The 26,651-nt window shown below is 46.1% G+C and carries 27 protein-coding genes; 2 read left to right on the top strand and 25 right to left on the bottom strand.

Annotation, left to right across the window (positions count from 1 at the left end):
• Window positions 1-147: 147 nt before the first annotated feature.
• The 8 genes from hslU to MHI38_RS27180 all read right to left on the bottom strand — a co-directional run bounded on the left by hslU (window position 148) and on the right by MHI38_RS27180 (window position 10,022).
• Window positions 148-1,554, bottom strand: a complete 1,407-nt coding sequence (gene hslU, locus MHI38_RS27215; RefSeq protein WP_090923878.1) for an ATP-dependent protease ATPase subunit HslU — start codon at window positions 1,552-1,554, stop codon at window positions 148-150.
• Window positions 1,555-1,670: 116 nt separating this feature from the next.
• Window positions 1,671-2,213, bottom strand: coding sequence for an ATP-dependent protease subunit HslV (hslV, locus tag MHI38_RS27210; RefSeq protein WP_090923879.1), 543 nt, complete (start codon window positions 2,211-2,213; stop codon window positions 1,671-1,673).
• A gap of 24 nt (window positions 2,214-2,237) precedes the next feature.
• The gene (gene trmFO, locus MHI38_RS27205) at window positions 2,238-3,581 is read right to left on the bottom strand and encodes an FADH(2)-oxidizing methylenetetrahydrofolate--tRNA-(uracil(54)-C(5))-methyltransferase TrmFO (RefSeq protein WP_373323193.1); all 1,344 of its coding nucleotides are present in this window, start codon (window positions 3,579-3,581) and stop codon (window positions 2,238-2,240) included.
• Window positions 3,582-3,597: 16 nt separating this feature from the next.
• Window positions 3,598-5,697, bottom strand: coding sequence for a type I DNA topoisomerase (gene topA / locus MHI38_RS27200; protein WP_154886380.1), 2,100 nt, complete (start codon window positions 5,695-5,697; stop codon window positions 3,598-3,600).
• A 94-nt stretch (window positions 5,698-5,791) separates the two neighbouring features.
• The gene (dprA, locus tag MHI38_RS27195; protein ID WP_154886382.1) at window positions 5,792-6,922 is read right to left on the bottom strand and encodes a DNA-processing protein DprA; all 1,131 of its coding nucleotides are present in this window, start codon (window positions 6,920-6,922) and stop codon (window positions 5,792-5,794) included.
• A 241-nt stretch (window positions 6,923-7,163) separates the two neighbouring features.
• Window positions 7,164-8,093, bottom strand: a complete 930-nt coding sequence (gene sucD / locus MHI38_RS27190) for a succinate--CoA ligase subunit alpha (RefSeq protein WP_090923883.1) — start codon at window positions 8,091-8,093, stop codon at window positions 7,164-7,166.
• Window positions 8,094-8,156: 63 nt separating this feature from the next.
• Complete coding sequence (gene sucC / locus MHI38_RS27185; RefSeq protein WP_090923884.1) at window positions 8,157-9,317, bottom strand: ADP-forming succinate--CoA ligase subunit beta; 1,161 nt, start codon at window positions 9,315-9,317, stop codon at window positions 8,157-8,159.
• A gap of 249 nt (window positions 9,318-9,566) precedes the next feature.
• The gene (locus MHI38_RS27180; RefSeq protein ID WP_154886384.1) at window positions 9,567-10,022 is read right to left on the bottom strand and encodes a MarR family winged helix-turn-helix transcriptional regulator; all 456 of its coding nucleotides are present in this window, start codon (window positions 10,020-10,022) and stop codon (window positions 9,567-9,569) included.
• Between the two features lie 419 nt (window positions 10,023-10,441).
• Here MHI38_RS27180 and MHI38_RS27175 point away from each other — a divergent pair, with 419 nt between their 5' ends.
• Window positions 10,442-12,052: a YifB family Mg chelatase-like AAA ATPase gene (locus MHI38_RS27175; RefSeq protein WP_154886386.1), complete on the top strand. Its 1,611-nt coding sequence runs from the start codon at window positions 10,442-10,444 to the stop codon at window positions 12,050-12,052.
• Window positions 12,053-12,335: 283 nt separating this feature from the next.
• Here MHI38_RS27175 and MHI38_RS27170 read toward each other — a convergent pair whose 3' ends face one another.
• The 9 genes from MHI38_RS27170 to rplS all read right to left on the bottom strand — a co-directional run bounded on the left by MHI38_RS27170 (window position 12,336) and on the right by rplS (window position 19,157).
• Window positions 12,336-12,887 (bottom strand): nitroreductase family protein, encoded by a 552-nt coding sequence (locus tag MHI38_RS27170; protein ID WP_154958967.1) that lies wholly within the window; start codon window positions 12,885-12,887, stop codon window positions 12,336-12,338.
• Window positions 12,888-13,062: 175 nt separating this feature from the next.
• On the bottom strand, window positions 13,063-13,461 hold the full coding sequence (locus MHI38_RS27165) for a YraN family protein (protein ID WP_154886390.1): 399 nt from the start codon (window positions 13,459-13,461) through the stop codon (window positions 13,063-13,065).
• The gene (locus tag MHI38_RS27160) at window positions 13,455-13,766 is read right to left on the bottom strand and encodes an EscU/YscU/HrcU family type III secretion system export apparatus switch protein (RefSeq protein WP_090923889.1); all 312 of its coding nucleotides are present in this window, start codon (window positions 13,764-13,766) and stop codon (window positions 13,455-13,457) included. The genes MHI38_RS27165 and MHI38_RS27160 overlap by 7 nt, the downstream gene beginning before the upstream one ends.
• A complete protein-coding gene (locus MHI38_RS27155) occupies window positions 13,763-14,404 on the bottom strand; it encodes a hypothetical protein (RefSeq protein WP_341181882.1) in 642 nt (213 codons plus the stop codon). The genes MHI38_RS27160 and MHI38_RS27155 overlap by 4 nt, the downstream gene beginning before the upstream one ends.
• Window positions 14,389-15,840, bottom strand: a complete 1,452-nt coding sequence (locus tag MHI38_RS27150; RefSeq protein WP_341181881.1) for a hypothetical protein — start codon at window positions 15,838-15,840, stop codon at window positions 14,389-14,391. The genes MHI38_RS27155 and MHI38_RS27150 overlap by 16 nt, the downstream gene beginning before the upstream one ends.
• Before the next feature lie 31 nt (window positions 15,841-15,871).
• A complete protein-coding gene (locus MHI38_RS27145) occupies window positions 15,872-16,576 on the bottom strand; it encodes a ribonuclease HII (RefSeq protein ID WP_308722042.1) in 705 nt (234 codons plus the stop codon).
• Between the two features lie 413 nt (window positions 16,577-16,989).
• On the bottom strand, window positions 16,990-17,853 hold the full coding sequence (gene ylqF, locus MHI38_RS27140) for a ribosome biogenesis GTPase YlqF (RefSeq protein ID WP_090923891.1): 864 nt from the start codon (window positions 17,851-17,853) through the stop codon (window positions 16,990-16,992).
• A 37-nt stretch (window positions 17,854-17,890) separates the two neighbouring features.
• The gene (gene lepB, locus MHI38_RS27135; RefSeq protein WP_090923892.1) at window positions 17,891-18,511 is read right to left on the bottom strand and encodes a signal peptidase I; all 621 of its coding nucleotides are present in this window, start codon (window positions 18,509-18,511) and stop codon (window positions 17,891-17,893) included.
• A gap of 304 nt (window positions 18,512-18,815) precedes the next feature.
• Window positions 18,816-19,157 (bottom strand): 50S ribosomal protein L19, encoded by a 342-nt coding sequence (gene rplS, locus MHI38_RS27130; RefSeq protein WP_024630190.1) that lies wholly within the window; start codon window positions 19,155-19,157, stop codon window positions 18,816-18,818.
• A 405-nt stretch (window positions 19,158-19,562) separates the two neighbouring features.
• Between rplS and MHI38_RS27125 the strand changes: the two genes are divergently transcribed.
• A complete protein-coding gene (locus MHI38_RS27125; RefSeq protein ID WP_186809551.1) occupies window positions 19,563-20,510 on the top strand; it encodes a polysaccharide deacetylase family protein in 948 nt (315 codons plus the stop codon).
• A gap of 98 nt (window positions 20,511-20,608) precedes the next feature.
• Here MHI38_RS27125 and trmD read toward each other — a convergent pair whose 3' ends face one another.
• From trmD to ftsY, 8 genes are all read right to left on the bottom strand, one after another.
• Window positions 20,609-21,370: a tRNA (guanosine(37)-N1)-methyltransferase TrmD gene (trmD, locus tag MHI38_RS27120; protein WP_154886394.1), complete on the bottom strand. Its 762-nt coding sequence runs from the start codon at window positions 21,368-21,370 to the stop codon at window positions 20,609-20,611.
• Window position 21,371: 1 nt separating this feature from the next.
• Window positions 21,372-21,884, bottom strand: a complete 513-nt coding sequence (rimM, locus tag MHI38_RS27115; RefSeq protein WP_154886396.1) for a ribosome maturation factor RimM — start codon at window positions 21,882-21,884, stop codon at window positions 21,372-21,374.
• Between the two features lie 291 nt (window positions 21,885-22,175).
• A complete protein-coding gene (locus tag MHI38_RS27110) occupies window positions 22,176-22,406 on the bottom strand; it encodes a KH domain-containing protein (protein WP_090923895.1) in 231 nt (76 codons plus the stop codon).
• Between the two features lie 23 nt (window positions 22,407-22,429).
• Window positions 22,430-22,702: a 30S ribosomal protein S16 gene (rpsP, locus tag MHI38_RS27105; RefSeq protein WP_056700527.1), complete on the bottom strand. Its 273-nt coding sequence runs from the start codon at window positions 22,700-22,702 to the stop codon at window positions 22,430-22,432.
• A gap of 53 nt (window positions 22,703-22,755) precedes the next feature.
• A complete protein-coding gene (gene ffh / locus MHI38_RS27100; protein ID WP_090923896.1) occupies window positions 22,756-24,132 on the bottom strand; it encodes a signal recognition particle protein in 1,377 nt (458 codons plus the stop codon).
• 67 nt (window positions 24,133-24,199) lie between these two features.
• Window positions 24,200-24,550 (bottom strand): putative DNA-binding protein, encoded by a 351-nt coding sequence (locus MHI38_RS27095; protein ID WP_123064424.1) that lies wholly within the window; start codon window positions 24,548-24,550, stop codon window positions 24,200-24,202.
• A gap of 269 nt (window positions 24,551-24,819) precedes the next feature.
• The gene (trhA, locus tag MHI38_RS27090; protein WP_090923898.1) at window positions 24,820-25,467 is read right to left on the bottom strand and encodes a PAQR family membrane homeostasis protein TrhA; all 648 of its coding nucleotides are present in this window, start codon (window positions 25,465-25,467) and stop codon (window positions 24,820-24,822) included.
• 135 nt (window positions 25,468-25,602) lie between these two features.
• Window positions 25,603-26,616 (bottom strand): signal recognition particle-docking protein FtsY, encoded by a 1,014-nt coding sequence (gene ftsY / locus MHI38_RS27085; RefSeq protein ID WP_154886398.1) that lies wholly within the window; start codon window positions 26,614-26,616, stop codon window positions 25,603-25,605.
• Window positions 26,617-26,651 lie beyond the last annotated feature (35 nt).

Here is a 26,651-nt window from a genome sequence, read left to right as displayed (position 1 = left end):
ACACGACATCTAACACAGCATGCTCTGTATAAAAGCACAGAACATCTTGATTAATGTTCACTGTTTATGGTACATACCCCATGTTTTATTCCATACAACCATCTTATCATGTGATACTAGAAGCTACATTCATTACCCTGCTCTTACTTAAAGGATGTATTGACTTAAATCCCGATCCGTCGCAATATCATGTAATTTCTCACGTACATACTCTGGTGTAATCACCATACGTTCCAACGTAAGCTCAGGAGCCTCGAAGGACAAGTCTTCCAGAAGTTTTTCCAATATAGTATGCAGACGGCGAGCCCCAATGTTTTCTGTGTTTTGGTTAACAGCTTCCGCGAGCTTGGCAATCTCGCGTATTGCATCCTCCGAGAACTCAATCTCAATATTCTCTGTGCGGAGCAAATCGACATATTGCTTCGTTAGCGCATTCTGAGGTTCCGTTAGGATAGAAACAAACTCCTCCAGGGTAAGACTGTTTAACTCCACACGAATAGGGAAGCGTCCCTGAAGCTCCGGAATCAGATCTGAAGGTTTAGCCACATGGAAGGCACCAGCCGCCATAAACAGAATATAATCCGTTTTGACAGGCCCATACTTGGTCATGACCGTTGATCCTTCAACAATTGGTAGAATGTCACGCTGAACGCCTTCACGGGAAACATCTGGACCACTTCCACGACCTTGACTGGCTACTTTATCAATCTCATCGATGAAAATAATGCCTGTCTGCTCTGCACGTCTTATGGACTCTTGAGTCACATCATCCATATCAATTAATTTGCCCGCTTCTTCTTGAATAAGCACTTTACGTGCTTCCTTAATAGCCAACTTACGTTTTTTCGTACGGCGCGGCAACAAACTTCCAAACATCTCCTGCATGTTCATGCCCATCTGATCATTACCCTGGCCAGCAAACATATCCATCATGTTCGGCGTATTGTCCTCTACATCGATCTCAATGATGTCATCTTCCAGTTTACCAGACAATAGATCGAATTTGATTTTACGACGACGCTCAGCAACGTTTGCGTCAGGTTCAGGTTCATCCTGATCCTGAGGGGCATTTCCATTCCCGTTGTTCCCAAAGATCATTTCAAACGGATTACGCTGATTTTTAGACTTGGACTGAGAAGGAGCCAAAATATGTACAATGCGCTCGTTAGCCGCTTCTTCCGCTTTGTCCTTCACTTGTTCAGTTCGTTCAAGCTTGACCATACGCAGGGATGTTTCAATCAAATCACGAACCATGGATTCCACATCACGTCCAACATATCCCACTTCGGTAAACTTGGTTGCCTCGACTTTGACAAAAGGTGCCCCTACTAGTTTTGCAAGACGACGCGCAATTTCCGTTTTACCGACGCCTGTAGGCCCAATCATCAGTATATTTTTAGGTACAATATCATCCTGTGTGTGTTCTGGCAAAAGACTACGTCGATAGCGATTACGAAGGGCTACTGCCACTGATTTCTTCGCCTGTTTTTGACCTACGATATATTTATCCAGTTCTGTAACAATCTGTCTTGGCGTTAAAGCTTGAGAATTCATAAGCTTCCCTCCTACAAGTATGTTGACGTCAATTCAGCCACAAGAGCAAAGAATCTCCTTAACGTAAACCGGAGCAGATGTAGCATCTTGTTCCTGTACGGGAGATTTCTTTGTTCCTACAATTCTTCGACGATAATGTTACTATTCGTGTATACACACAGCTCGGAAGCCACCTGAAGAGACTCACGTGCGATATCTTTCGCTTCCATCTGTCCAGCGTGACGTTTCAGCGCCCGCGCAGCGGATAAAGCAAAATTACCACCTGAACCGATCGCAATGATATCATCATCCGGTTCGATTATCTCGCCGCCACCTGAAATAAGCAACATTCCTGTTTTGTCCATCACAATCAACAAAGCTTCGAGCTTCCGCAGTATGCGATCCTGCCGCCAATCTTTTGCAAGTTCAACCGCCGCCCGTTGCAGATTGCCATGGTGCTCTTCCAGTTTACCTTCGAATTTTTCAAACAGTGTAATTGCATCAGCTACAGAACCGGCAAAGCCAGCAACAACCTGTCCACGATATAAACGTCTTACTTTTTTGGCTGTATTCTTCATCACAACGCTCTGGCCCATAGTTACCTGACCATCGCCCGCAATCGCTGCCTTGCCATTATGACGGACAGCACAGATCGTCGTCGCATGAAATGACATATCCATGATATCAGCTCCCCCACGAATAATTTATACGCGTTCCGGAACGGTTAGACCTTCTGAAGCAATAAACTTGGCGATACCATCCAGGGCACGATTTGCAAGTGCTTCATTTTTTTCTTTTTTGTTACGGATTCTAGTTTCCAATTTCGGTAACAAACCGAAGTTAGCATTCATTGGCTGGAAATGCTTGAAATCCGCCGTTGTAATATATTGGGCCATGCTACCTAGTGTCGTTTCTACCGGCAGTACAACAAGTTCTTGTCCTAACGCTGCTTTAGCTGCATTCATGCCGGCAATAAGACCCGATGCGGCAGATTCAACATATCCTTCTACCCCTGTCATCTGACCAGCAAAGAACAAATTAGGGCGCTCTTTGAATTGGTATGTTGGACGAAGCAACTTCGGTGAGTTAATAAATGTATTCCGGTGCATGACACCGTAGCGCACAAACTCAGCATTCTCAAGACCCGGAATCAGAGAGAAGACACGTTTCTGTTCTCCCCACTTCAAGTGCGTTTGGAAACCTACCAAGTTATACAACGTTCCCGCCGCATTGTCCTGTCTAAGCTGTACTACAGCATGAGGCAATTCACCCGTATGCGGATTAACCAAACCTACCGGCTTCATCGGTCCAAACAATGCTGTTTGTTTGCCCCGTTTCATCATGACTTCAATCGGCATGCAACCTTCGAAATAGATTTCTTTTTCGAATTCTTTTAACTGAGCAACCTCTGCAGTAATCAGAGCCTCATAAAAGAGTTCAAACTCTTCTTCTGTCATTGGACAGTTGAGATAAGCCGCTTCTCCTTTATCATAACGAGAGGCAAGGTATACCTTGTTCATATCTATGGAATCTTTTTCAATAATCGGCGCTGCAGCATCATAGAAATAGAAGTACTCCTCACCCATCAATGCTTTAATCTGCTCGGACAATGCTGGCGAAGTCAGTGGTCCGGTCGCTACAACAACAATGCCGTCCTCTGGAAGTGAAGTAAGTTCTTCATTCACCACTTCAATCAGCGGATGCTGATGCAAAGTCGATGTAATCTCACCCGAGAAGCCATCCCGATCCACAGCCAGGGCTCCTCCTGCCGGAACAGCATGTCGATCAGCTGCTCCGAGTACGAGCGAATTCAACATTCTCATTTCTTCTTTCAACACGCCAACTGCATTAGCCAGTCCATTGGCACGAAGAGAGTTACTGCAGACGAGTTCTGCAAATTTATCCGTATGATGAGCCGGCGTTTTGACAACCGGTCTCATCTCATATAACTTCACTCGCACACCGCGACTGGCGATCTGCCACGCTGCTTCTGATCCAGCCAATCCCGCACCGATAACTGTTACTTGTTGTTCACTTGTCAAAATCATTTACCCCCATCATATGCTAATCCGTTGATTCATCATCCAATTCTTCCACCGGCTCCTGATGATCACATGAAGTACACTGCAATCTTGTTCCCTTTTTGTTTCGCTTCTCAATCATTAACGATCCACAGCTCGGACAAGGTTTAGCGGAAGGTTTATCCCAAGATACAAAATCACATTCCGGATATTTGTCACAGCCATAGAAAATACGTCCTTTTTTACTGCGGCGTTCCACCACATGTCCTTCCTTACACTTCGGACAAGTTACACCGATGTCTTTAATAATCGGTTTCGTATTACGGCAGTCAGGGAATCCTGAGCATGCGAGGAACTTTCCGAAACGACCCAGTTTATATACGAGCGGCTTTCCACATTTCTCACAGATCTCGTCCGACACCTCGTCTTCGATCTCGATCTCTTTCATTTCTTCCTCAGCAAACTCTAACCGTTTCTCGAAAGATTCATAGAATTCAGCCAACACTTTAACCCAATCTTCAGAGCCTTCCTCCACATGGTCGAGATCGCCTTCCATATTCGCGGTAAACTCCACATTCAGGATTTCCGGGAAAAACTCTTCCATCTGCTCAATGACCAGCTCTCCCAGCTCAGTCGGCATAAATTTCTTCTCTTCGATCGCAACATATCCACGTTTCTGAATGGTCTCCAGTGTTGGCGCATAAGTACTTGGTCTACCTATGCCGAGCTCTTCCAAGGTTTTAACCAACCGTGCTTCGGTATAACGTGGCGGCGGCTGCGTAAAGTGCTGCTTAGGCTCAATCTCCTGCTTTTTCAGCACATCTCCACTCTTGAGCGGAGGCAACAAACGATCTTCCTCGGTTGTACCATCGTCATTGCCTTCTACATACACTTTCATGAATCCCTGAAAGCGCACCTTGGAACCCGCAGCACGGAAGATCGTATCTCCTGCAGCGATGTCAACCGAAAGTGTATCCAGAATAGCCGAAGACATCTGACTTGCTACAAAACGTTCCCATATCAACTTATATAAACGGAACTGATCACGACTCATAAACGATTTTATCGAATCTGGATCACGCAAAATGGAAGTCGGACGGATCGCTTCGTGCGCGTCCTGAGCGTTGGAAGCCTTTTTGGAATAGTTCCGCGGGCTCTCTGGTGCAAATGTCTCACCATACTTTCCAACGATATATTCTTTGGCTTCTTCCTGTGCGGAAGCAGCGATACGAGTCGAGTCTGTACGCATATACGTAATGAGACCGACTGTGCCTTCTTTTCCAAGGTCTACACCTTCATAAAGCTGTTGCGCAACCGACATCGTCTTGGAAGCCCTGAAATTAAGTTTACGTGCCGCTTCCTGTTGCAGTGAACTTGTCGTAAATGGCGCCGAAGGATTTCGAGTTCTCTCTTTCTCCTTCACTTCCTTGATTGTAAAATCAGCACCTTCGATCTGTTTCAAAATCGCTTGTACTTCAGCTTCACTGCCAAGCTCTGTTTTCGTTCCGTTCAACTTATGAAACTTCGCCTCGAATGGATTACCATCTGCACTCAGTTTGGCTGTAATGCTCCAGTACTCTTCCGGTTCAAATTCGTCAATTTCATTTTCACGATCCAAAATAATTTTGACGGCAACAGACTGAACTCGTCCTGCTGATAATCCTTTTTTTACTTTCTTCCATAATAGTGGACTGATCTTGTAACCCACGAGCCGATCCAGAATGCGTCTAGCTTGCTGTGCATTGACCAGATCCATATTTATTTTACGCGGCGTTTTGAATGCGTCCTTAACCGCTTGTTTGGTGATTTCATTAAATACAACTCGGCAATCAGCCGTGTCATCCAGTTCAAGTGCATGTGCCAAATGCCAGGCAATGGCTTCACCCTCACGATCCGGGTCGGCCGCGAGATACACTTTTTTCACTTTCTTTCGTGCATCCTTAAGTTCCTTTAATACTGAACCTTTGCCGCGGATCGTAATATATTTCGGATTAAAATCATTCTCTACCTCAACGCCGATCTGACTCTTTGGCAAATCGCGTACATGTCCCATCGAAGCTTTCACGATGAACTTGCTGCCTAAATATTTGCCGATCGTCTTCGCCTTTGAGGGCGACTCCACGATTACGAGTGCATCCGCCATAGGTCCATCCTCCTCTCAGTCATGAAACTGTTTCTTGTACTTCACTTCATACTTCGTATTATATACTCCACATACTGCACAGGTTGCAGCATCGTCATACCCTAGCATATTTGGTTCCTGGTAATTGGCTAATCTGCTTTTTTATGATTAAAGATAACAGAACTGAATGTAAATGTCCAAAATCCCAACCCAACCGATCTATCAATTGATCTAAAGACTGCTCTTCCTGCTCAAGTAAAATGATGATACGTCGTTCATCTGTAGAAAGTTCCACCTTTGGAAATAAACCTTGCTCCGCATGTCCTGACATTTCTGCCGAACGTCCTCTATTGTAAGGAAGTTGTTCTGCATTTGGCAAGTCCAAACGATACTCTTCTAATAAATCAGTAGCACAAGTGACCAATTTGGCCCCCTGTCGTATTAAATTATGTGCCCCTCGGCTCTTCGGCGAAGTAATCGGCCCTGGAACTGCAAATACATCTCTGCCTGCCTCGAGTGCTGCATCTGCGGTGATGAGAGAACCACTTCGTACATCCGCTTCTACAACGAGCGTTCCTAATGTTAATCCTGCGATAATCCGGTTTCGCTCGGGAAAAAGGCCCTGACGAGCCCTGGTTCCCAGAGGGTACTCTGACAAGAGTAGACCCGTTTCAGCAATTTGTTCTGCAAGGCTCGTATTTTCAGGTGGGTAAACCATATCTACCCCTGTACCAAAAACAGCAATCGTTTTACCATTTGCTCGTAATACAGCTTCATGACACACACGATCAATACCTCTGGCAAGTCCACTGACAATAGTTAACCCCGCAAGAGATAATTGTTCTGCAAGCTTTTCCCCAACTTTACGCCCATAAACTGTAGGCATCCTTGTTCCTACCATCGCAATCGAAGGTTGATGTAATAACCGAGTGTCTCCTCGAGTGTACATCACCCAGGGAGGCTGAGCGGTTTCCTTCATTAATATAGGATAATTTGAATCCAGATAAGTAATAACCTCGATCCCGCGATCATAAACCTGCTCTCTTCTACTCTCAATCCAGCCGGCATTAAATTCTCTAGCCAAACGAGTCGCCTGATCCTTCCTCAGTCCAGCTTCAATCCAGTCTCCTTCCTCGTAATAAAGCAACTCCCGCAACGAGTGCTGACCTGTCATCAATTTTGCAACACTTTTCTTACCGATGCCTTCCATTTCATAGAGTCCAAGCAAAATCCAACGTTCTTCCATGTTTCTACCTCCTGTGAGAGGGCAAATTGCCCTCTATTTGTGTGATAAACAACGATAAATTGCCACACGTTAACATATTCTGCACACTAAAGTTCGTCCTCATTTTTCTAAAAAAACGCAAAAAAGCAACCCTTCGCCCTGTTTAAAGGACAAAAGGTTGCTTACCTTTACCGTCTCCTGAATCAACGGCTCCGAAAATGAATCATTTCCGTGCCGTTTCTTCTATTATAACGGAATAGGATTAATGTGTCGTGCACAAATTCAAAATACCGCGTTCTTCGAGCACACTTACCAAAGTGGAGCCCATTTCCGCTGGTGTCGGAGCAACTTTAATACCGCATGATTCCAGCTTCGCAATTTTCTCTTTGGCTGTACCCTTACCGCCAGAGATAATCGCACCCGCATGCCCCATACGTTTGCCTGGAGGCGCTGTAACACCACCGATGAATCCTACCACCGGTTTAGTCATGTTAGCCGCTACCCATTCTGCTGCATCCTCTTCCGCAGTGCCACCGATCTCACCAATCATGATGACAGCATGTGTCTGTGGATCTTCATTGAAACGTTTCAAGATATCGATGAACTCGGAACCCTTAACCGGGTCTCCTCCGATACCTACCGCAGAAGATTGGCCAATACCACGAGTTGTGAGCTGATGAACAGCCTCATACGTCAGTGTTCCACTACGTGAAACGACACCAACATGTCCTGGCATATGAATGTATCCAGGCATAATGCCGATCTTACACTCGCCCGGTGTGATCACACCTGGACAGTTAGGCCCAATCAATACTGTATTTTTTCCGTCCATGAAACGGTCTACTTTGACCATATCCAGTACCGGAATACCTTCAGTAATACAGATGACCAAATCCAGTTCCGCATCAACAGCTTCCATAATGGAATCCGCTGCAAATGCTGGAGGAACATAGATGACGCTCGCTGTTGCGCCAGTAGCCTCCTTCGCTTCCTGCACCGTGTTGAATACCGGCAAGCTGACTACTGAACCGTCTTCCAGCGTGATGTCAACATTGGTTCCGCCTTTACCTGGCGTAACACCGCCTACCATTTGGGTTCCGTAGTCCAATGCGCCCTTCGTGTGGAACATTCCCGTTGAACCCGTAATGCCTTGCGTAATGACTTTTGTATTTTTATCGATCAAAATACTCACGTTGCTTCACATCCTTACGGTTATTTTTCAATTCCCGGACAGCTCCGGTACGAAGGAATGAACCTATTTTACGAGGGCAACAATTTTCTGTGCTCCATCGGCCATGGAATCAGCAGGAACGATATTCAGGCCGGATTCACCCAAAATACGTTTGCCCAGTTCCACGTTAGTTCCTTCAAGACGAACAACCAGCGGTTTGGTCAGGCCAAGCTGCTTCGCTGCTTCAACAACACCGTTGGCAATGACATCACAACGCATGATACCACCAAAGATGTTAACAAAGATACCGGCTACTTTGGCATCAGACAGAATGATCTTGAATGCTTCCGTAACTTTCTCTGTTGTTGCACCGCCCCCAACATCAAGGAAGTTGGCCGGGTCTCCACCGTAATATTTGATGATGTCCATCGTAGCCATCGCAAGTCCCGCACCGTTAACCATACAGCCAATGTTGCCGTCAAGCGCTATGTAGCTGAGGTCGTATTTGGAAGCTTCGATTTCTTTTTCATCTTCCTCATCCAAGTCACGAAGTTCTTGAATATCCTTGTGACGGAAGAGAGCGTTGGAGTCAAAGTTCAGCTTTGCATCCAGCGCGATAACGTTTCCATCTCCGGTAACAACCAGCGGGTTGATCTCGGCAATAGAGCAATCTTTTTCGACAAATGCCTTGTACAACGCAAGCATGAACTTCACAGCTTTATTCACGAGTTCATTCGGAATGTTAATGCTGTAAGCCAGTTTACGTGCTTGGAACACTTGCAACCCGATCGCAGGGTCAACTACCTCTTTGAAAATTTTCTCAGGTGTAGCTTCAGCTACTTCTTCGATCTCTGTTCCGCCTTCTTCGGAAGCCATCATGACTACACGTCCTGTAGCACGATCGACAACAACACCCACATAATACTCTTTGCGGATATCGCATCCTTCTTCAATCAAAAGACGTTTTACTTCTTTACCTTCTGGTCCTGTCTGATGGGTTACTAATACTTTGCCCAAAATTTCGGATGCATAGGCACGAACTTCCTCTGTGCTTTTTGCTACTTTCACGCCGCCGGCTTTACCCCGACCCCCTGCGTGAATTTGCGCTTTAACTACAGTCACCGGACTGCCCAGTGCCTCTGCGGCCGCAACCGCTTCATCGACTGTATAAGCAACCTTTCCGTTTGGAACGGTAACTCCATACTGTTTCAGTACTTCTTTTCCTTGATATTCATGGATATTCATTCTCGAATCCTCCTATCAACATGACTGCAACAAGGCGGGCTGGTAGACGAACAAAAGACATATGTTGACTATTTTCACTTAAACCCAATTCATTGTAACATGTTTTTAAAACGCTTTCCTTAAAAAAGTAATGGTTAATAGACAGCATTTTGATATGGATATGATCCCTTTTTGTGAATGCTTGGATATATATGGAAAAAAACCTCAACCGATTAGGCTAAGGTTTTCATCACATCGAGACTTTTATTATTATTTTTTAGCAGCATTTATATTCGATTCATGAACTTTCTCGAGCAAGCCTTTAAATTGCCCAAGCAGTGCTTCAAACTCTGTGCTGTTCAAGCAAGCATCTCCCTGAATGGCTTCAGGTATGGATAATGCCTTATTCTTAAGTTCACGTCCCGCATCGGTTAGTGTAATCAACACTTTACGCTCGTCTTGTGCAGAGCGCTCACGATGGATGAACCCGGCTGACTGTAATCGTTTGAGAAGAGGCGTCAGCGTACCTGAATCGAGGTACAGAGCTTCACCAATTTCCTTAACGGTACATTCCTGCCGCTCCCACAATACCATTAATACCAAATATTGAGAGTACGTCACACCAAGCACTTCCAGATAGGGCTGGTACAATTTTGTAATTTCACGTGAACAAGCGTATATGGCGAAGCATAATTGATTATCCAGCTTTAAACGGTCTGTCTGCATGTTAGCTATCTCACCTGCCTAATGTACTTTAAATTGCATATCTCATGGGTTAATCATCCTGCTTCACCTTTATTAGCGGCGAAATTGAGTTCCCCATTACTATCTTATCACAAAATAGATTAAAAAAAGAATAATTGAGCACAAATTATTTTACATCGTTATTTAATCATGTTAAATTTAGTTGTATAAAATATAATTACAGATGATCAATAGGACGGATAATCTACTTCAGGGAGGATCATCAGAACAATCACCAGAACAATTCAGGATTCAGACAAACTCATTGCAGTTCAATTCACACCGGGTTGACGCTCTGATTCCTTTTATATAAAATGCTAGTAGAAGCTGAGGAAGCACCTTAATTCGAGACTGGCTCGCCCTGCGCGTAGCCCAACATTCGAGTGAGGTGTTTCTTTGTTATGTATGGAAAGTTGTATAGCTCGTGTCTCTATGGAATTGACGGTGTATTAATTGAAGTTGAAACGGATTTATCTAATGGGTTGCCTCTGACTTCAATTATCGGACTACCGGATTCGGCGGTTAGAGAAGCTGTGGAACGCGTTCGGGCGGCGATTAAAAACTGTGGATATCAGTATCCTTTGCAACGAATTACGATTAATCTGGCCCCAGCTGATCTGCGTAAGGAAGGTTCCTCCTTTGATCTTGCTATTGCCATTGCTTTACTTACAACCAGCGGTCAACTTGTTCTTCCCCCGCAGGAACGCACTTTAGTTCTCGGGGAACTGGCACTGGATGGTTCAATCCGGCCCGTTCCCGGAATATTGTCGATGGTTGATCTAGCCAAAAGGCAAGGCTTTACTTCGGTTCTGCTCCCTTATGAGAACGTGGAGGAGGCGCGTTTGATTCGTGGAATCGGGATCTATGGGCTTCAACATCTGAAGGACCTTGCTCCTGGTCATACCCTTACATCCCAAGATTTAAATGGCAACACTTCAGGGGGAACAACGAGTGCGGGGCCAATCATTTTAAAAGACTACAGTCACCTTCATATCTCTGGACCTTCCAGTGCACGGTCCAATCAAGGTAGAGAACTTCTCTCTTATCCACATGAAGACTATAGTGATGTACTTGGACAGCATCATGTCAAGCGTGCACTTATGATTGCCGCTGCGGGGATGCATAATATCATGCTGGTTGGCCCACCTGGTACAGGCAAAACGATGCTGATTAAACGATTACCGACGATTTTACCCCCTTTATCGGAAGAAGAAGCACTCGAAGTAACTAAAGTGTTAAGTGCAGCGGGAACTCTAAAAGAAGCTCCTCAAGGACTGATTGCAGACAGACCCTTCCGGTCACCTCATCATACGATATCCACCTCCGGCTTGATTGGGGGTGGCGGCATTCCAAAGCCAGGCGAGGTCAGTCTAGCCCATCGCGGAATTCTGTTTCTGGATGAATTACCAGAGTTTCAGCGTCAGGTTCTTGAAGTACTAAGACAGCCGCTTGAAGATCAGACGGTTACAATCAGTAGGGCAAGAGCTGCGTTCACATTTCCTGCACAATTCATGCTGGCCTGTTCGATGAATCCCTGTCCCTGCGGATATCTGTCGGCTCAGGCGGAGGATCAGCGTTGCATCTGCAGTCCGGCTCGCGTTGCAGCATACAGGGCAAAAATTTCGGGCCCACTGCTGGATCGTATTGATCTCCAAGTCGAAGTTCCCCCACCAGGAGATTGGCGTATGGCTGGCACTTCTCCTTCATCTGTCGAGATGCAGTCCAAAGTGATGGCTGCCCATGCCATTCAGGCCAAACGGTACACGAACCGTTCAGTGCGCTGGAACAGTCAGCTCTCTGGCACATTTTTACGGAAGACAATCCATCTACCTCGTGAAGCAGAGCATTTATTGGATCAAACGATACAGACGTTGAACCTGAGTATGCGTGCCCATGACCGAATTATGAAAATGGCACAAACTATTGCTGACTTGGATCATGAAGGTGAGATTGTGACTGCCCATGTCGCGGAAGCAATACAATATCGGCAGTTAGACTTGAGTTTATTTTAATACGGATATTCAGTTGCTAAACAAAAGCCGTATTTGAACTCTGCTTACATGTTAATGAAGAGTACCTATACGGCTTGGTTGGCATCATAAGCACATCCAAAAATTGAATTGGCAGTTACACGTAAATCATAAGATAAATGAATGTCTCTTTTCAAAAAAAGCTTATCGGAGGAGATATCGTGGGAACATCAAACAGTGACAGGAATTTGGTTTATGACAAAACACTATTTGAAAATGATCATATAAAAAAGACCACATGTATGTGGTCTCGAATGAAGTTCTTTTATTCAAATAACGTTAGCTTCTCCTTGGCAGGTGTACGCTCTTTCGATGATGGAATGACCTCGGGGTATCCCATATAGATCATTCCAATAATTTTTTCTCCTGCCTTGATACCTAGTGGCTTCCGAAATTTAGGTGCATATAAAAATGGTTTGGTCACCCAAAACGTGCCTATATTTTCGCTCCATGCTGCAAGCATAAAGTTCTGAACCATGGCGCTGACTGCGGCGAAATCCTCATCCCAAATCGCTTGTCTCGGGTCTTCCTCCAGCACAACAAGCAAAATGGCAGGCACCTGTTGCACACTCCCCGAAAACTTGTTATCCTCACCCATCTCGGCTTCAATGGCCTCTGCGAGCTTTTTACGTCCTTTGCCATTGAACAACACAAATCTCCACGGCTCACGCAATTTATGGTTAGGTGCCCAAACGGCTGTATCCAGCAAATCGATGATTTGCTCCGTTGGAACAGGATCTTTCTTGAATTTTTTGACGGTGCGGCGATTCTCGATCGCATGGCGGACTTCGTTGATTGTCTTCGTCGTTTTACTCATGGGTCATGCCTCCCTCTCCAAATGGTACACACCAGGTTGCAATTTCATTATACACCTCTCTGTTAGCCAGATTCAAAGGACAGCAGATAAGAGAGTTCCGGATCAAATAGAAAAAGATGAACTATAGACATTATACTCGTCTAAATGCTCATCCTTTTTATCAACTAACTCCAAGCTAAAATGCATTTTCTAGATGATTTATGGACATGATCTTGCCAAAATGGTTCATCATCACCGCAATAACATCAAATCGAATCTGACGAGTATGTTCTCCGCTCATTTGGATGTAGACTCCAGCCGTTGAACGAACCTGTTGCATTTTGCGCTGATCGACAGACTCTTGTGGAGTTCCGAATCCTGAGTTGGAACTTCGGCTTCGCACCTCAACAAATATTAACAAATCTTCACGTACTGCGATAATATCGACTTCTCCGCTACGACAACGCCAGTTTCGCTGGAGGATAGAATAACCCTGTTTCACTAACCAGCGGCAAGCTTCCTCTTCGCCAATCTTTCCCTTCTGCTGACGGGTCAACTTGCCACTAGGTTTCTGGCCAGATCCCTGTTCTACCATGATTCGTTATCACTTCGGCCTGAGGCAAGCCGATCGGCTCGATAAACATAGGTAAGCACTTCTGCTACCAACTGATACAATTCTGTCGGGATCTGTTCATCCAGATCCAGCTTGGAGAGCACTTCAACTAAAGCTGCGTCTTCCTGTACGGGTACGCCGTTTTCCTTAGCTTTGTCCAGTATGGCTTCAGCCACTTTGCCGCGGCCTTTGGCTACGACAACAGGTGCTTCACTTTCTCCCGGGACATATTTTAATGCAACTGCTTTTTTGGATAAAAGCTCCGGCTGTGGTAATTCCTCTTTCATACCTTGAAATCCACCCCTTTGTATCGCTCAGGGCTATAATCTGCAGCAGTCATCTTCCGCTCCATCCCGAGCTCCTGCCCTGCCGGCCAAGGTTCTGCCCGGAAGGTCAATAACTGATATCCAAGCTTGTCGAGCGATTGATGAATGATTTCACGTCCACTCTCCAACAAAGCTCCCATTTCTTCCCGATCATTAAGTACACGCAAACTGACAATGTTATTGACCACATGTACATCGACAAGGGTATGTCCCAAACTTCTCATATCCAAGTCAAACAGCAGACGGCAATTCGAGGCATCCAATTCCCCGCGCTGACCGCGGCGTGATTGAATCTGCACAGAGGCCGTCTGTTCACCGTCCGGACCTGTGATGGGGATAAACCAATGCATTTGCGCAAACGCTGCACCGCGATCGGTTGTGAGCAATAGTTGCTGACCTGTCAGGTATTGTATGGCTTGATTGGCGGCATCTTTCAGCGCCGCCGGAGCACTGTCGCTGCTGGCCAACTGCAGCAGCAAACCCTTGAGCGAGTCCGTGTTCGCCGGACTCGCTCCCTCGCCCACGCGCGGCTGCATCGCCGCGCCGTGAACGGCCTGCTGCTCGTGCTCTGCACCGAGCAGCTTCAGCACGCGCCCCACCCACGGGTCTCCCCCGTGGGTGACGGGAGCGTGCACTGCCGCCGCACCTGCGGGAGCGGCGGCAACACCGCCAGCCGGCTGCGCATCAGCGCCGGCTGGCAAGGGCTGCGGCGAGCCTGCGGCGCCTGCGCCACTTGGCCGCCCTGCTGCGCAGCAGGGGCGGCTTGTGCTGCCGCACCCGGCTGTGCCGGTGCGGCAGTGGACGCGCCGCGCAGCGCGTCCAGCAGCGCCAGCAGCTTTGGCGCCAGCTGTGCTGGCGTAGGCGCTGATGGCGCGGCCTGCCCTGCTGCGGCAGGTGTCGCCGCAGCAGCAGGCGTGTCTGTGCGGCCGTCTGCACGCACGGCCGCACCTTCCGCCGCCCCAGGTGTACCCGGGCGGCTCGCAACTTGGCCCGCATCCGCAACACGCGGCGGGCCTTCCCCAGGTATTCCGGTACCTGCCGGAATACCTGCATTCCCTTTGCCAGCCGTTTCCTCTTGGCTGGAAACACTCTTCGCAGCAGTCTCAGCTCCTGCTGTCTGTCCACCATTCGCCTGGCCTGCATTCAGCGGCACGTTACCTTTGGCTTGTTGCCCCTGATCTGATGCCGCACCTTCAGCAGCATCTGTAGTCACTCCTGCACCCGCCGCTGGAGTGGTCTGAACCTGATTCGGCTGTGACGCTACAGGAGAGGCTACGGGTATTCCGACTCCTGGCCTGCTCACATTTACCGCTGGCGCTCCCTCTTCTGGCTGAACAGCAACATTAGTAAAAGTTCCAGAAGCTCCCGCCTGTCCTGTGGACGCCCCCGCTTTTAAGCCTGCTGCTGCTTCGCCGCCAGGAAACGGCTTACCTGCCACCGTTTGAGACAAAAACGACTCCAGTTGATCCGCAAGACCACTTAACAACTGATGCAAAGGAGGCCCAAATACGGTCTGATGTAAACCTTTCACCGTTTCGGCCGTAATAGGCAGGCCCCTCTGAAAAGCAATACCCACCGCCTGTACCCATTCCTCCACAGGCACCTGTGCAGGTTTGGCTACCATCATGTTTTGCACCATGGCTACGTTATCCTTGGTCAGCGGAAGCCCACTGCGTTGCATAGCAAGTAACAATTCACGGTTGTCTTTGGTATCCGCCAAACCTACCTCTTGCAACAAATTATTCAGTGAAGCCTGCGGCAGCTCCGCAAGCGAGCCAGCAACAGGTTTCATTACCGTTATGCCGTTTTCACCCGGAGGTTGAACCTGCAGAAGCGTCGTCTCACCCGGACGGAGCGGTGTCTCCAGTTTGGCACGCACCTGCACCCCTTGAATCTGGAGCACTGCCTCTCCACCATCATCCGATACACTGACGACAGATCCACGAACGACCTGACCTTCTTTTAATTCGAGCGGCTTGGCGTTTCCGGGCTTACTGTCTCCCATTAAACCACGAATCATAGAGCTGATATTCAACTCGTTCTCCCTCCTTTCCGTTCCCTTTCAATTAAAACAACGTATGCTGCTCACCTAATAAATTACCGAGAAAGCTCCGCCGATGCATCGGTGTTGCGCCGAGTGCCATAATCTGTTCCCGATGAAATTGAGTTGCATAGCCTTTATGTACGGGCAGACCATATTCCGGGTATAACGTATCCCATTCTTCCTTGCATAGCCGATCTCTCGTTACCTTGGCCACAATAGAAGCCGCTGCGATCGATTGGCTATTTGCATCCCCTTTAATAATAGATAACTGCGGTATATTCAAATCCACCTTTTCCGCGTCCACCAGCATGTAATGAGGTGTTACATCAAGTGCCTCTACCGCACGTTTCATGGCCAGTCTGGCGGCCTGTTTAATATTCAGACGATCAATCGTTTCCGCATCTGCATATCCTACACCTACAGCCAGCGCGTTCTCCATAATGATGTCATATAACGTATCACGTTTCTTTTCTGACAATTTTTTAGAATCATTGACCCCTTCCAAAATAAGCCCTTGAGGCAAGATCACGGCCGCCGCAACCACATCCCCAAACAAACATCCTCGTCCCACTTCATCAATTCCTGCGATATATTCAAACCCGCTACCCCAATACTCCCGCTCATACACCAAAAGATCCCGAGGTTCGCTAGTTTCTTTTTTCTTTTTCTTCGGTTTGCGTTGCAGTTCTGGCAATTCAAGCTCCGGCATTTCATGGTTTGCTGTCATTCTGTTCATCTCCTCACCCATGTTTCATGTAGCTGTGTAATCCCATGTAATGTATATAATTAATTAGACGTAGGCTATCGCATATTTGTTCTGATTAATCGTATTCCTGCACCATGTTTCGTGTTAAAAGTATGATTTAAAAGAATATCCTGATGTCTTCATTTATCGGTTGTTCTAGCGTTAAATTGAATACATACAAACTGATGTTCTGCAAATTTTCAACATCATTTATCATAGCATGATTTCAGGACACCTCCTATACAGAACAAACAATTCCACCAAGCACACTGAAATTCATTTTTTTACCATATTTATGCTAGGTTTATATCCCCTTAGCCTTCAAAACACAAAAAGGCCGTTCCCGGTAATCCGGTAACGGCCGCTTCTTTCGGCTCTTGTAAGGATATTTTCGATCAGTAAGGAGCTTCCATAGAGAAACGCCCCATCTTGCCTGCTCGTAATTCGCGCAGAAACGCTCGTGATGCTTTCTCCAGATCAATCCGTCCACCACTGATGACACAACCGCGAATTCGGCCAACCTGCTCCATAATGGCAATAACACTGTCCGAATCGTCCGCATCTTTGGAGAACTCCTGAAGACCATATCTCTCTTCCAGCGCATCCCAATAATAACGCATCAGATAACTGATTCCGAAAAATGCGATATCTTCTGCATTCAGTATTTCCTCTTTGATCGCACCCGTCACAGCAAGCCGGTAACCCACATTCTGATCTTCAAATTTCGGCCACAGAATACCTGGGGTGTCCAGCAGTTCCATTTCCTTGCCTACTTTAATCCATTGCTGGCCTTTGGTTACACCTGGGCGATCTCCAGTTGCAGCAATGCTCCGTCCAGCCAAACGATTGATCAATGTGGATTTTCCTACGTTAGGAATACCGACAATCAAACCCCGAACAGCTCGGGGATTAATGCCTTTTGCCAGTTGACGATCAATCTTCTCCTTTAGAAGAAGTCTTGCCTGAGCAGGAATATCTTTGACATTGGTACCTGTTGAAGCATCCACAGGGAACGCTGTAATGCCTTCTTTTTTAAAATACTCTATCCACTCTTGCGTCACTTTGGCATCCGCCAAATCCGACTTATTGAGCAAAATCATGCGGGGTTTATCCATCAAAATCTCGTCAATCATCGGATTACGGCTGGAGACAGGCAGACGGGCATCCAATAGTTCGATGACCACGTCAATGAGCTTCAACTTGTCCTGAATCTGGCGTCTGGCTCGGGTCATATGACCTGGAAACCATTGTATCGTCACCTTGTCTTCACCTCATTTAATACATACTTTAAGTTTTTTAGTGGTTAATCCACTTAATTTCTCCAATAGGCCAGAAAATAACATCAGCACGGCCAATAATATCTTTCAGCGATACATAACCGATCATTCGGCTATCTGTACTGTTTGGTCGATTATCCCCCATAACAAACACATGACCCGCTGGCACCTTGCCGTCTGGGAACTGTTCGTTCGGGAAATCCTTCACGTTATACGTTCCACCACTCGCTTCAGCCGCATCAATAGCACCCTGGATGTAGGTCTCATTCACCTTTTGTCCATTTACCGTTACGGTGTCTCCCTGAACCTGAACCGTATCTCCCGCAACTGCGATAACACGTTTGATGAAATCCCGTCCTTCGGAAGGTACATGGAAGACGATCACTTCACCACGTTTTGGCTCGCGGATATCGTACAGTATCTCATTGACAATGACACGTTCTCCTGTCGAGAAATTCGGTTGCATGGATGGCCCGTCCACCACAAACGGTTTAAAAAGTAACCAGCGAATCAGAATAACCAACACGAGTGCAATGACAATGGCCTTCAGCCACTCGACTATTTCATTTTTCGCTTTTTTGGATCGATTATTTTTTTCTTCCGCAGGTAAGCTCTGGTCCTGTTGAACTTCTTGTTCCATTCAAGATCTTCCTCTCTTCACAGTACATGATTATAGCAGTATACATTCAGCTTTTTGCTTCCTCCCTATATAAAACTAGAGAAAACAAATTATTCAACTCAGTTATGTAATTCTTGCAGCCAAGCATTACAACCGTACATTGAACCACAATTCAAATGCCTTGGATAACTGATGTCACAATCCTCCCGGACTTTACGCCGCATATCCGCCATACCATTTTACTCGGAAGTGTACCTCCGGTTCAACTTTTCCCGGACAAAAACGAAAAGGGCTTGTCTCCAAGCCCTTCCCGGTATCCGTTATATTAACGAATTTCTTTAATTCTCGCTGCTTTACCGCGTAGTTCACGAAGATAATAAAGCTTCGCACGACGCACTTTACCACGGCGAGCCACTTCGATTCTATCGATTTTAGGGGAATGAAGCGGGAAAGCTCTTTCCACACCTACACCGTAAGAAATTTTACGAACTGTAAAAGTCTCACTGATTCCACCACCACGGCGTTTAATCACAACACCTTCGAACAATTGGATACGCTCACGAGTTCCCTCGATTACCTTAACGTGCACTTTCAAAGTGTCACCAGGACGAAAACTCGGAATATCTTTGCGAAGTTGTTCTTGTGTAATCGCTTGAACGATATTCATCTATGACTCCCTCCTTCCGTACAGGCGTTCATACTTCTTCCAGAGATCACCTTGTCTCTTTCATTATCCATAGAGGACCGCCGTATTCCACATAACAGAACTATTGTATCACGTGGCACATTAAAACACAAGCTAAATAACCAAATTTATAATAGATCGTCTTACATCCATCTGTGTTTTTTATTAACAATCCATAATTCGCAATTCTCGTATCCATTTCTTCTCTTAATTAGTAAATAGGTGAAAAGTTTTGGTCCGTTTTTAAAAAGTCAACCACTCTCGTGGATAAAATAATGTAACTTTCCGACATAGAAGATCGTCTATCATATACTTAAAAGCTCATTACACGAGCAGCGTAACGAATTTTAAGAAATAGATGAATCCTAAAGGAGAACCAGGAGAGACATGAAACACATCAAAAAATTATTGCTAGCCTCACTTGCCTTGCTCACATGCACCGTTACATTATACGCTTATGCTGTTAATCATCCTACCAACGCGTTATCCCACAAGGCCTGCTCGTCTTGGAATATCGTACAACGTAAATTCTTCACATTAACTCACTCGGACTTTTCGCTGCATTCCAAGCTGGATCGCTCTAACTTTGTTATCAAACAAGGCACGGCTACAAAAGTTCCTGTTCTCATGTATCATTATGTTACACCAAAAGTTGACAATCACGAGCCAAAGAATAAATCCATCATTGACCTGGATGTGTTCGAGCAGAATATGAAATATTTACACGAAAATGGGTACCGAACCGTTACTCTGGCTCAGCTTGAACAATACGTTAACGGTGAAATCTCGCTACCTGAGAAATCATTTGTCATTACCTTTGATGACGGATATCAAAACAATTATACGCTGGCTTATCCCATACTCAAAAAATATCATTTCCATGCTTCCCTTTTTGTCATAGGTAGCCGGATTCAGTCCACACCAGTCGCTTTTAACCCTAGTAAAAAAAGCGATATCTCCAAGCAAGAGATGGCCGCAGGAAGCGATGTATTTGAGTATAATAGCCACACCTTTAACCTGCATCACAAAGGATATATGGTATGTGGAGACGATCTGCCCGTTACGCTGGATACCAGCCTGCTGGATCACGATATTGAGCAGATCAAACATATCGGTATCAATACGCCATATATCGCCTACCCTTATGGATATTTCAGTGAACAAATGATTTACAAACTCCATCAGCATGGATATCGCATGGGATTCACGGTTAGACCCGGATTTGTTCACCCTGGGGATTCACCCATGGTTTTACCTCGCTTAACCGTTACAAATGATACCGATCTCCCTACCCTGCTACAAACGGGTTCCAATATACTCAGTGAGCGGTTCTAGATTAGTAATACTTTCAAACGAATAATTCAATTCTGCCTTGATTAAATCAAAAAAGCCGATGGATGCAGTCTAAGCTGTCCACTCGGCTTTATCTTTACCTATTTCTTATCTTGTTCAGCCCGGTATTGCTCCAGCCATCTCCGTTCCTTTTCCGTCAGATCTGCCGACTCCAACAGTTCAGGTCTGCGCTCCAACGTACGAATCAGCGATTGTTCTCTACGCCAAGCCTCGATATTCAGATGGTGTCCAGACAAGAGCATATCCGGCACTTTCATGCCTCTAAATTCAGGCGGGCGAGTATAGTGAGGATACTCCAGCAACCCCGTACTGAATGAATCCGTCACTGCACTTGTCTCGTTACCGAGCACCCCCGGAATCAGCCGTACAATGCTATCAATGGCCACCATAGCAGGTAGTTCTCCGCCAGTCAGAACATAGTCACCAATAGATAGTTCATCGGTCACCAGAAATTCGCGGATTCGTTCATCATATCCCTCATAATGACCGCAGATAAAGATCAGATGATCTTCTTGAACCAGTTCTTCTGCCTTTTTCTGTGTAAATGTCTCACCTTGCGGACACATCAGAATAATCCGGGGCGCTTTCATTGTGGCGGCAGCTTCTCCGCGCTGTTGCAAAACATCCTCTACGGCAGCAAAAATCGGATCAGGTTTGAGCACCATACCTCCACCGCCGCCATATGGTGCGTCATCCACAGTGTTATGTTTATTCGTTGCGTAATTTCGGAAATTGGTCGCCCCAAGCGAGACAAGCCCCTTGGCCTGCGCTTTACCCAGAATGCTTGTGCCAAACACACCATCGAACATTTCCGGGAATAACGTTAATACATCCACCTTCATGTTACAGCAGTCCTTCCATCAGGTGAATCTTGACCTGCTTCTGCTCTACATCCACATCCAGAACAACATCGTCAATCACCGGAATTAGCACTTCTTTTCCCGCCGGTGTTTTGACTACCCACACATCATTCGCACCTGGGGTCAGAATCTCCGAAATCGTCCCGAGTGACTCTCCCTCTTCCGTAATGACAGCGCATCCTACGATTTGATGGAAGTAATACTCCCCTTCTTCAAGTTCAGCAAGGTTTTCTTTGGATACTTTGGCTATCCCCCCCTTGAACTTCTCCACTTCGTTAATGTTGCCGTATTCTTTCAGACGAACGATATACATATTTTTATGCAGACGCGCAGATTCCACTGTAACTGGCACCGGATGATTATCCGGAGTAAACAAAAACAATTCAGCATTTTTGGCGAAACGTACTTCTGGAAAATCAGTCAAAGGCATGATCTTTAACTCGCCGCGAATTCCATGCGTATTCACAACTTTCCCTACATTCATAAACTCTGCCATACAATCCTCCTACGAAATTCAATCAAAATGATAAGCGATTACCCGCACACTCCACGGTCAGAAACATCTTCCGATCGCTGTTATCCCCGGATATTTTGAATAAGTTATCAAAAGGTTGATATCCGGTGCTAAAGGCGAACACTTCGTTTCTTCAGATTTTTTCTGCCCGCTCTGTTAAAGTGTAATCTCCAAATTAATTTTAATCCTAAATTCCCTTAAACAATTAAATGATAAGTTCAGCATGCACGAAAAGGGGCTAGGACATGCATCCTAACCCCCTTTCGTATATCTTTAAGATATGATATCAACGGTAACCCGTTTATCCATCTTAACTGCTGCTGATGTGACGACCGTACGAAGAGATTTTGCGATTCGTCCCTGTTTTCCGATCACCTTTCCGACATCGTCGGGATGCACCGTCAACTCATAAACGACAAGCCGGTCTTTCTCAATCGTCCGAACCGCCACATCATCCGGATGATCGACCAAAGCCTTAGCAATTATGCTTACTAATTCTTCCATAGATGACCCTCCGAATCAGCACCTTATTTAGATAATTTGGACTCGTGGAATTTCTTCATCACGCCCGCTTTGCTCAGCAAGTTGCGGACAGTGTCGGATGCTTGCGCACCGTTTTGAAGCCATTGCAATGCTTTATCCTCATCGATCTTAACAACAGCCGGTTGTTCAACCGGGTTGTAGTAACCGATCTCCTCGATAAAACGACCGTCACGTGGGGAACGGGAATCCGATACCACTACGCGGTAGAAAGGAGCTTTGTGAGCACCCATACGTTTCAGACGAATACGAACTGCCATTTGAAAATTCACCTCCTTCAATGAAATCTGGTTCTCATATAAACGCTGTTCAATCAACGGAAAGGAAACTTCATTCCTTTACCGAGACCTTTCAACTGTTTCATTGCTTTATTCTTTCCACCCTTAGGACCCATCATATCCGAGAATTGCTTCATCATACGGCGCATCTCATCAAACTGCTTGATCAGACGATTCACCTCTGCGAGTGACGTTCCACTTCCGGTAGCAATCCGCTTCCGGCGGCTATGGTTAATCATATCCGGGTTACGCTTCTCTTCCGTTGTCATTGAATAGACAATCGCTTCGATTCGGCCCATCTGTTTATCATCGACCTTCAGGTCCTTCGCTTGTTTCATCTTGCCCATACCCGGAATCATATCCATGATCTGGTCAATTGGTCCAAGCTTTTTCACCTGATCCATCTGCTCCAGGAAATCCTCGAACGTGAATTCTGCATTCCGCATCTTGCGTTCCATTTCCTTCGCTTTCTCGGTATCGATATTGGACTGTGCCTTTTCAATCAAGGACAACATGTCACCCATACCAAGAATACGTGAAGCCATACGTTCCGGATGGAATGGCTCCAGTGCATCAAGCTTCTCCCCCAGAGAGGCAAACTTGATCGGGCAACCTGTAACTGCTTTAACAGACAGTGCCGCACCACCACGTGTATCGCCATCCAGTTTGGTCAGTACAACCCCGGTCAGAGCAAGTTGCTGATTAAAGTGTTCCGCCACATTAACGGCATCCTGACCTGTCATACTGTCGACAACGAGTAATACTTCATCCGGGTTCACTACACTGTGAATCTGACGCAACTCTTCCATCAGTTCTTCATCAACATGCAAACGTCCGGCTGTATCCACGATCACATAATCATGTCCGTTATCTTTTGCGTGTTGCAAACCTTGGCGAGCAATCTCCACCGGGCTTGTCTGATCACCAAGGGTGAACACTGGCGCCTTCAACTGCTCTCCCAGTACTTGTAACTGCTTGATCGCAGCCGGACGGTAAATGTCGCCCGCAACCAGCAAAGGTCTGCTATTTTGCTTTTGCAACATTTTTGCCAGTTTACCGGAAGTCGTCGTTTTACCCGCACCCTGTAAACCAACCATCATGATCACTGTAGGTGGTTTATTCGACTTCGCCAGCTTAGCTTGACTTCCACCCATTAACTCTGTTAATTCTTTGTTAACAATGTCAATGATGACCATTCCGGGTGTAAAGCTGTCCATTACTTCTTTGCCAACAGCCTTCTCTTTCACTTTGGCGATGAATTCCTTGACCACTTTGAAGTTTACATCCGCTTCAAGCAATGCCAGACGTACTTCGCGCATCGCTTCGGCTACGTCTTCGTCAGACACCTTGCCTTTGCCGCGCAGCTTGCTGAACACATTCTGCAATCGGGTCGTTAATCCTTCAAATGCCATGATCCCACCTCCTTCATGCTTCATTCCATTTTAAGACCGATTCGTCTCACTTCACTGCAGACAATGGTTATTCTCCCAGTAAAGCAACGAGATCGTGTATTGGTTTGTTGTTATCCACGGTAACGCCAGCGCGTTCCAGTGCTTGTTGTAAATCTTCAAGGCAGCGGCTGCGTCTTTCATACTTCTCAAGCAAGCCAAGCTTGCTTTCATAGTTCTCAAGCACTTGTTCAGCACGCTTGATATGTTCGTATACCGCCTGGCGGCTGATCTCAAACTCGGCTGCAATTTCACCAAGTGAAAAATCATCATGAAAGTAATATTTCAGAAATGTTTGCTGCTTCTCTGTCAACAATGATTCGTAAAAGGCAAACAGCAAGTTAATCCGGTTTGTTTTCTCAAGCCGATTTTCTTGACTCATATCGGGGCACTCCCTTCGTCAAGGAAAAACACTTTACACTCTTGCAACGTTCCTAATAATACCTAAAACAAATCAGGATGTCAAGCAAAAATACTTGTCACAATAAAAAGAGACGCTACGCCTGCCATGTACAGTTTAAAACTGCCATCTCTAGGCGTTATAAAGCCTCATTTTCTGTCCATTCAATAAAGCAAACTAGAAGTCTTTCAAGTCAGAACCAAAAAGAAAAACGAAACATCCCTAAAGAAGAGACGATTCGTTTAACGCTTCTAACGAAGTGGTGTCAGATAGATTAAGACCGCGAAGAAATGCAGAATACTGCCTGCCAGTACAAACAGATGCCAGATCGCGTGGTGAAACGGGAAACCTCTCCATACATAGAACAAGGTCCCCAGCGTATACATCAGGCCTCCTGCAACCAATAGTACAATCCCACCTGTGGGAATTGCTGACACAAGCGGTTGCCAAGCAATTACGATCAGCCACCCCATCGCAATATAGAAGATCGTCGACATAAACAGAAACTTCTTGGTGAAAAAGGCTTTGAAGATCACTCCGGCCAGTGCAATGCCCCAGATGACACCGAATAGCGTCCACCCCAGCGTTCCGCGAACTGCGACGAATAAAAACGGCGTATATGTGCCTGCAATAAACAGATAGATGGAAGAGTGGTCAAAAAACTCAAACAAGTCTTTGGCCTTCCCCTCTTTGAGCGCGTGCACCAACGTTGAATTCGTATAGAGCATCAGCATGGTAATACCATAGATTGTAAAACTAACAACATGCCAGGCCGTACCTTTCATACTGGAAAATACAATTAACAACACTAACGCAGCTACACTAAGCGCAGCACCGATTCCATGTGTCACGGCATTGGCGACCTCTTCACGACGGGAATAGGTATAGGTATTGGCCATATCAACCTTCCTTTCTAACCCATTACAATATCAGTTACCTTTCATTATACACGTATTGCCGATGACATTACACGTGAGCTCTCACATGATGCAGCGGCAATACGGTGAACATGATTATTCATTTACGACCCAAGATCAGGATTGTGTATTCTCTTCTTCGGCATTCTCTGCCGGTTGCTCCTGAATTAATCCTGCGAACAACGCGTGAACAAACTGCTCAGAATCAAATTCCTGCAGATCATCAATTTTCTCCCCAAGACCAACGAGCTTCACAGGCAGGTCCAGCTCCTGACGGATTGCCACTACAATACCACCTTTAGCTGTTCCATCAAGCTTGGTCAACACAAGACCCGTTACTCCACTTTTCTCTCCGAAAAGTTTGGCCTGATTCAGCGCATTTTGTCCCGTCGTCGCATCCAGCACCATCAACACTTCATGCGGCGCACTTGGAATCTCACGCTGAATGACACGATAGATTTTGTTCAGCTCGTCCATCAGGTTACTTTTATTTTGCAAGCGGCCTGCCGTATCACATAACAACACATCGGCTCCGCGCTGTTTCGCGGCCTGCACCGCATCGTACATCACAGCAGCTGGATCAGAACCGGATTGCTGTTTGATCACATCAACGCCTGCACGCTGTCCCCATACTTCAAGCTGCTCGATCGCTCCGGCGCGGAACGTATCTCCAGCGGCCATAATTACTTTTTTCCCTTGCTGCTTGAAACGGTGAGCCAGCTTGCCAATCGTCGTTGTTTTACCAACACCGTTCACACCAACAAATAAAATAACCGTAATGCCATCCGGATTCATTTTCAGTTCATTGTTTTGTTCCCCACGAAGCAAATCTGTCAGTTTCTCGGACAACACAGGCTGTAACTCAGCCGCATCCTCAATTTTGCGTTTCTTCACTTCTGCGCGCAGGTCTTCGATCAGATTCATGACCGTATTGACGCCTACGTCTGCCCCGATCAGAATTTCTTCAAGTTCCTCGTAAAATTCCTCATCAATTTTTTTGCGGCGAATGACCAAATCGGTTACTTTTTCCACAAGCCCTTTGCGTGTCTTTTCCAGGCCATCCTTAAACTGTTTAGTAACCGACTCCGTTTTACTTGCAATGCTGTCCCGTAGCTTTTTAAAGAAACTCATAAAGCCCCTCCATCGTGTAGATAATTAAATCGTAA

Source organism: Paenibacillus sp. FSL K6-1558 (assembly GCF_038002565.1).
Lineage (GTDB): Bacteria > Bacillota > Bacilli > Paenibacillales > Paenibacillaceae > Paenibacillus > Paenibacillus polysaccharolyticus.
The sequence above is the reverse complement of the archived record's forward strand: the minus strand, read 5'-3'. Positions and strand labels throughout refer to the sequence as shown.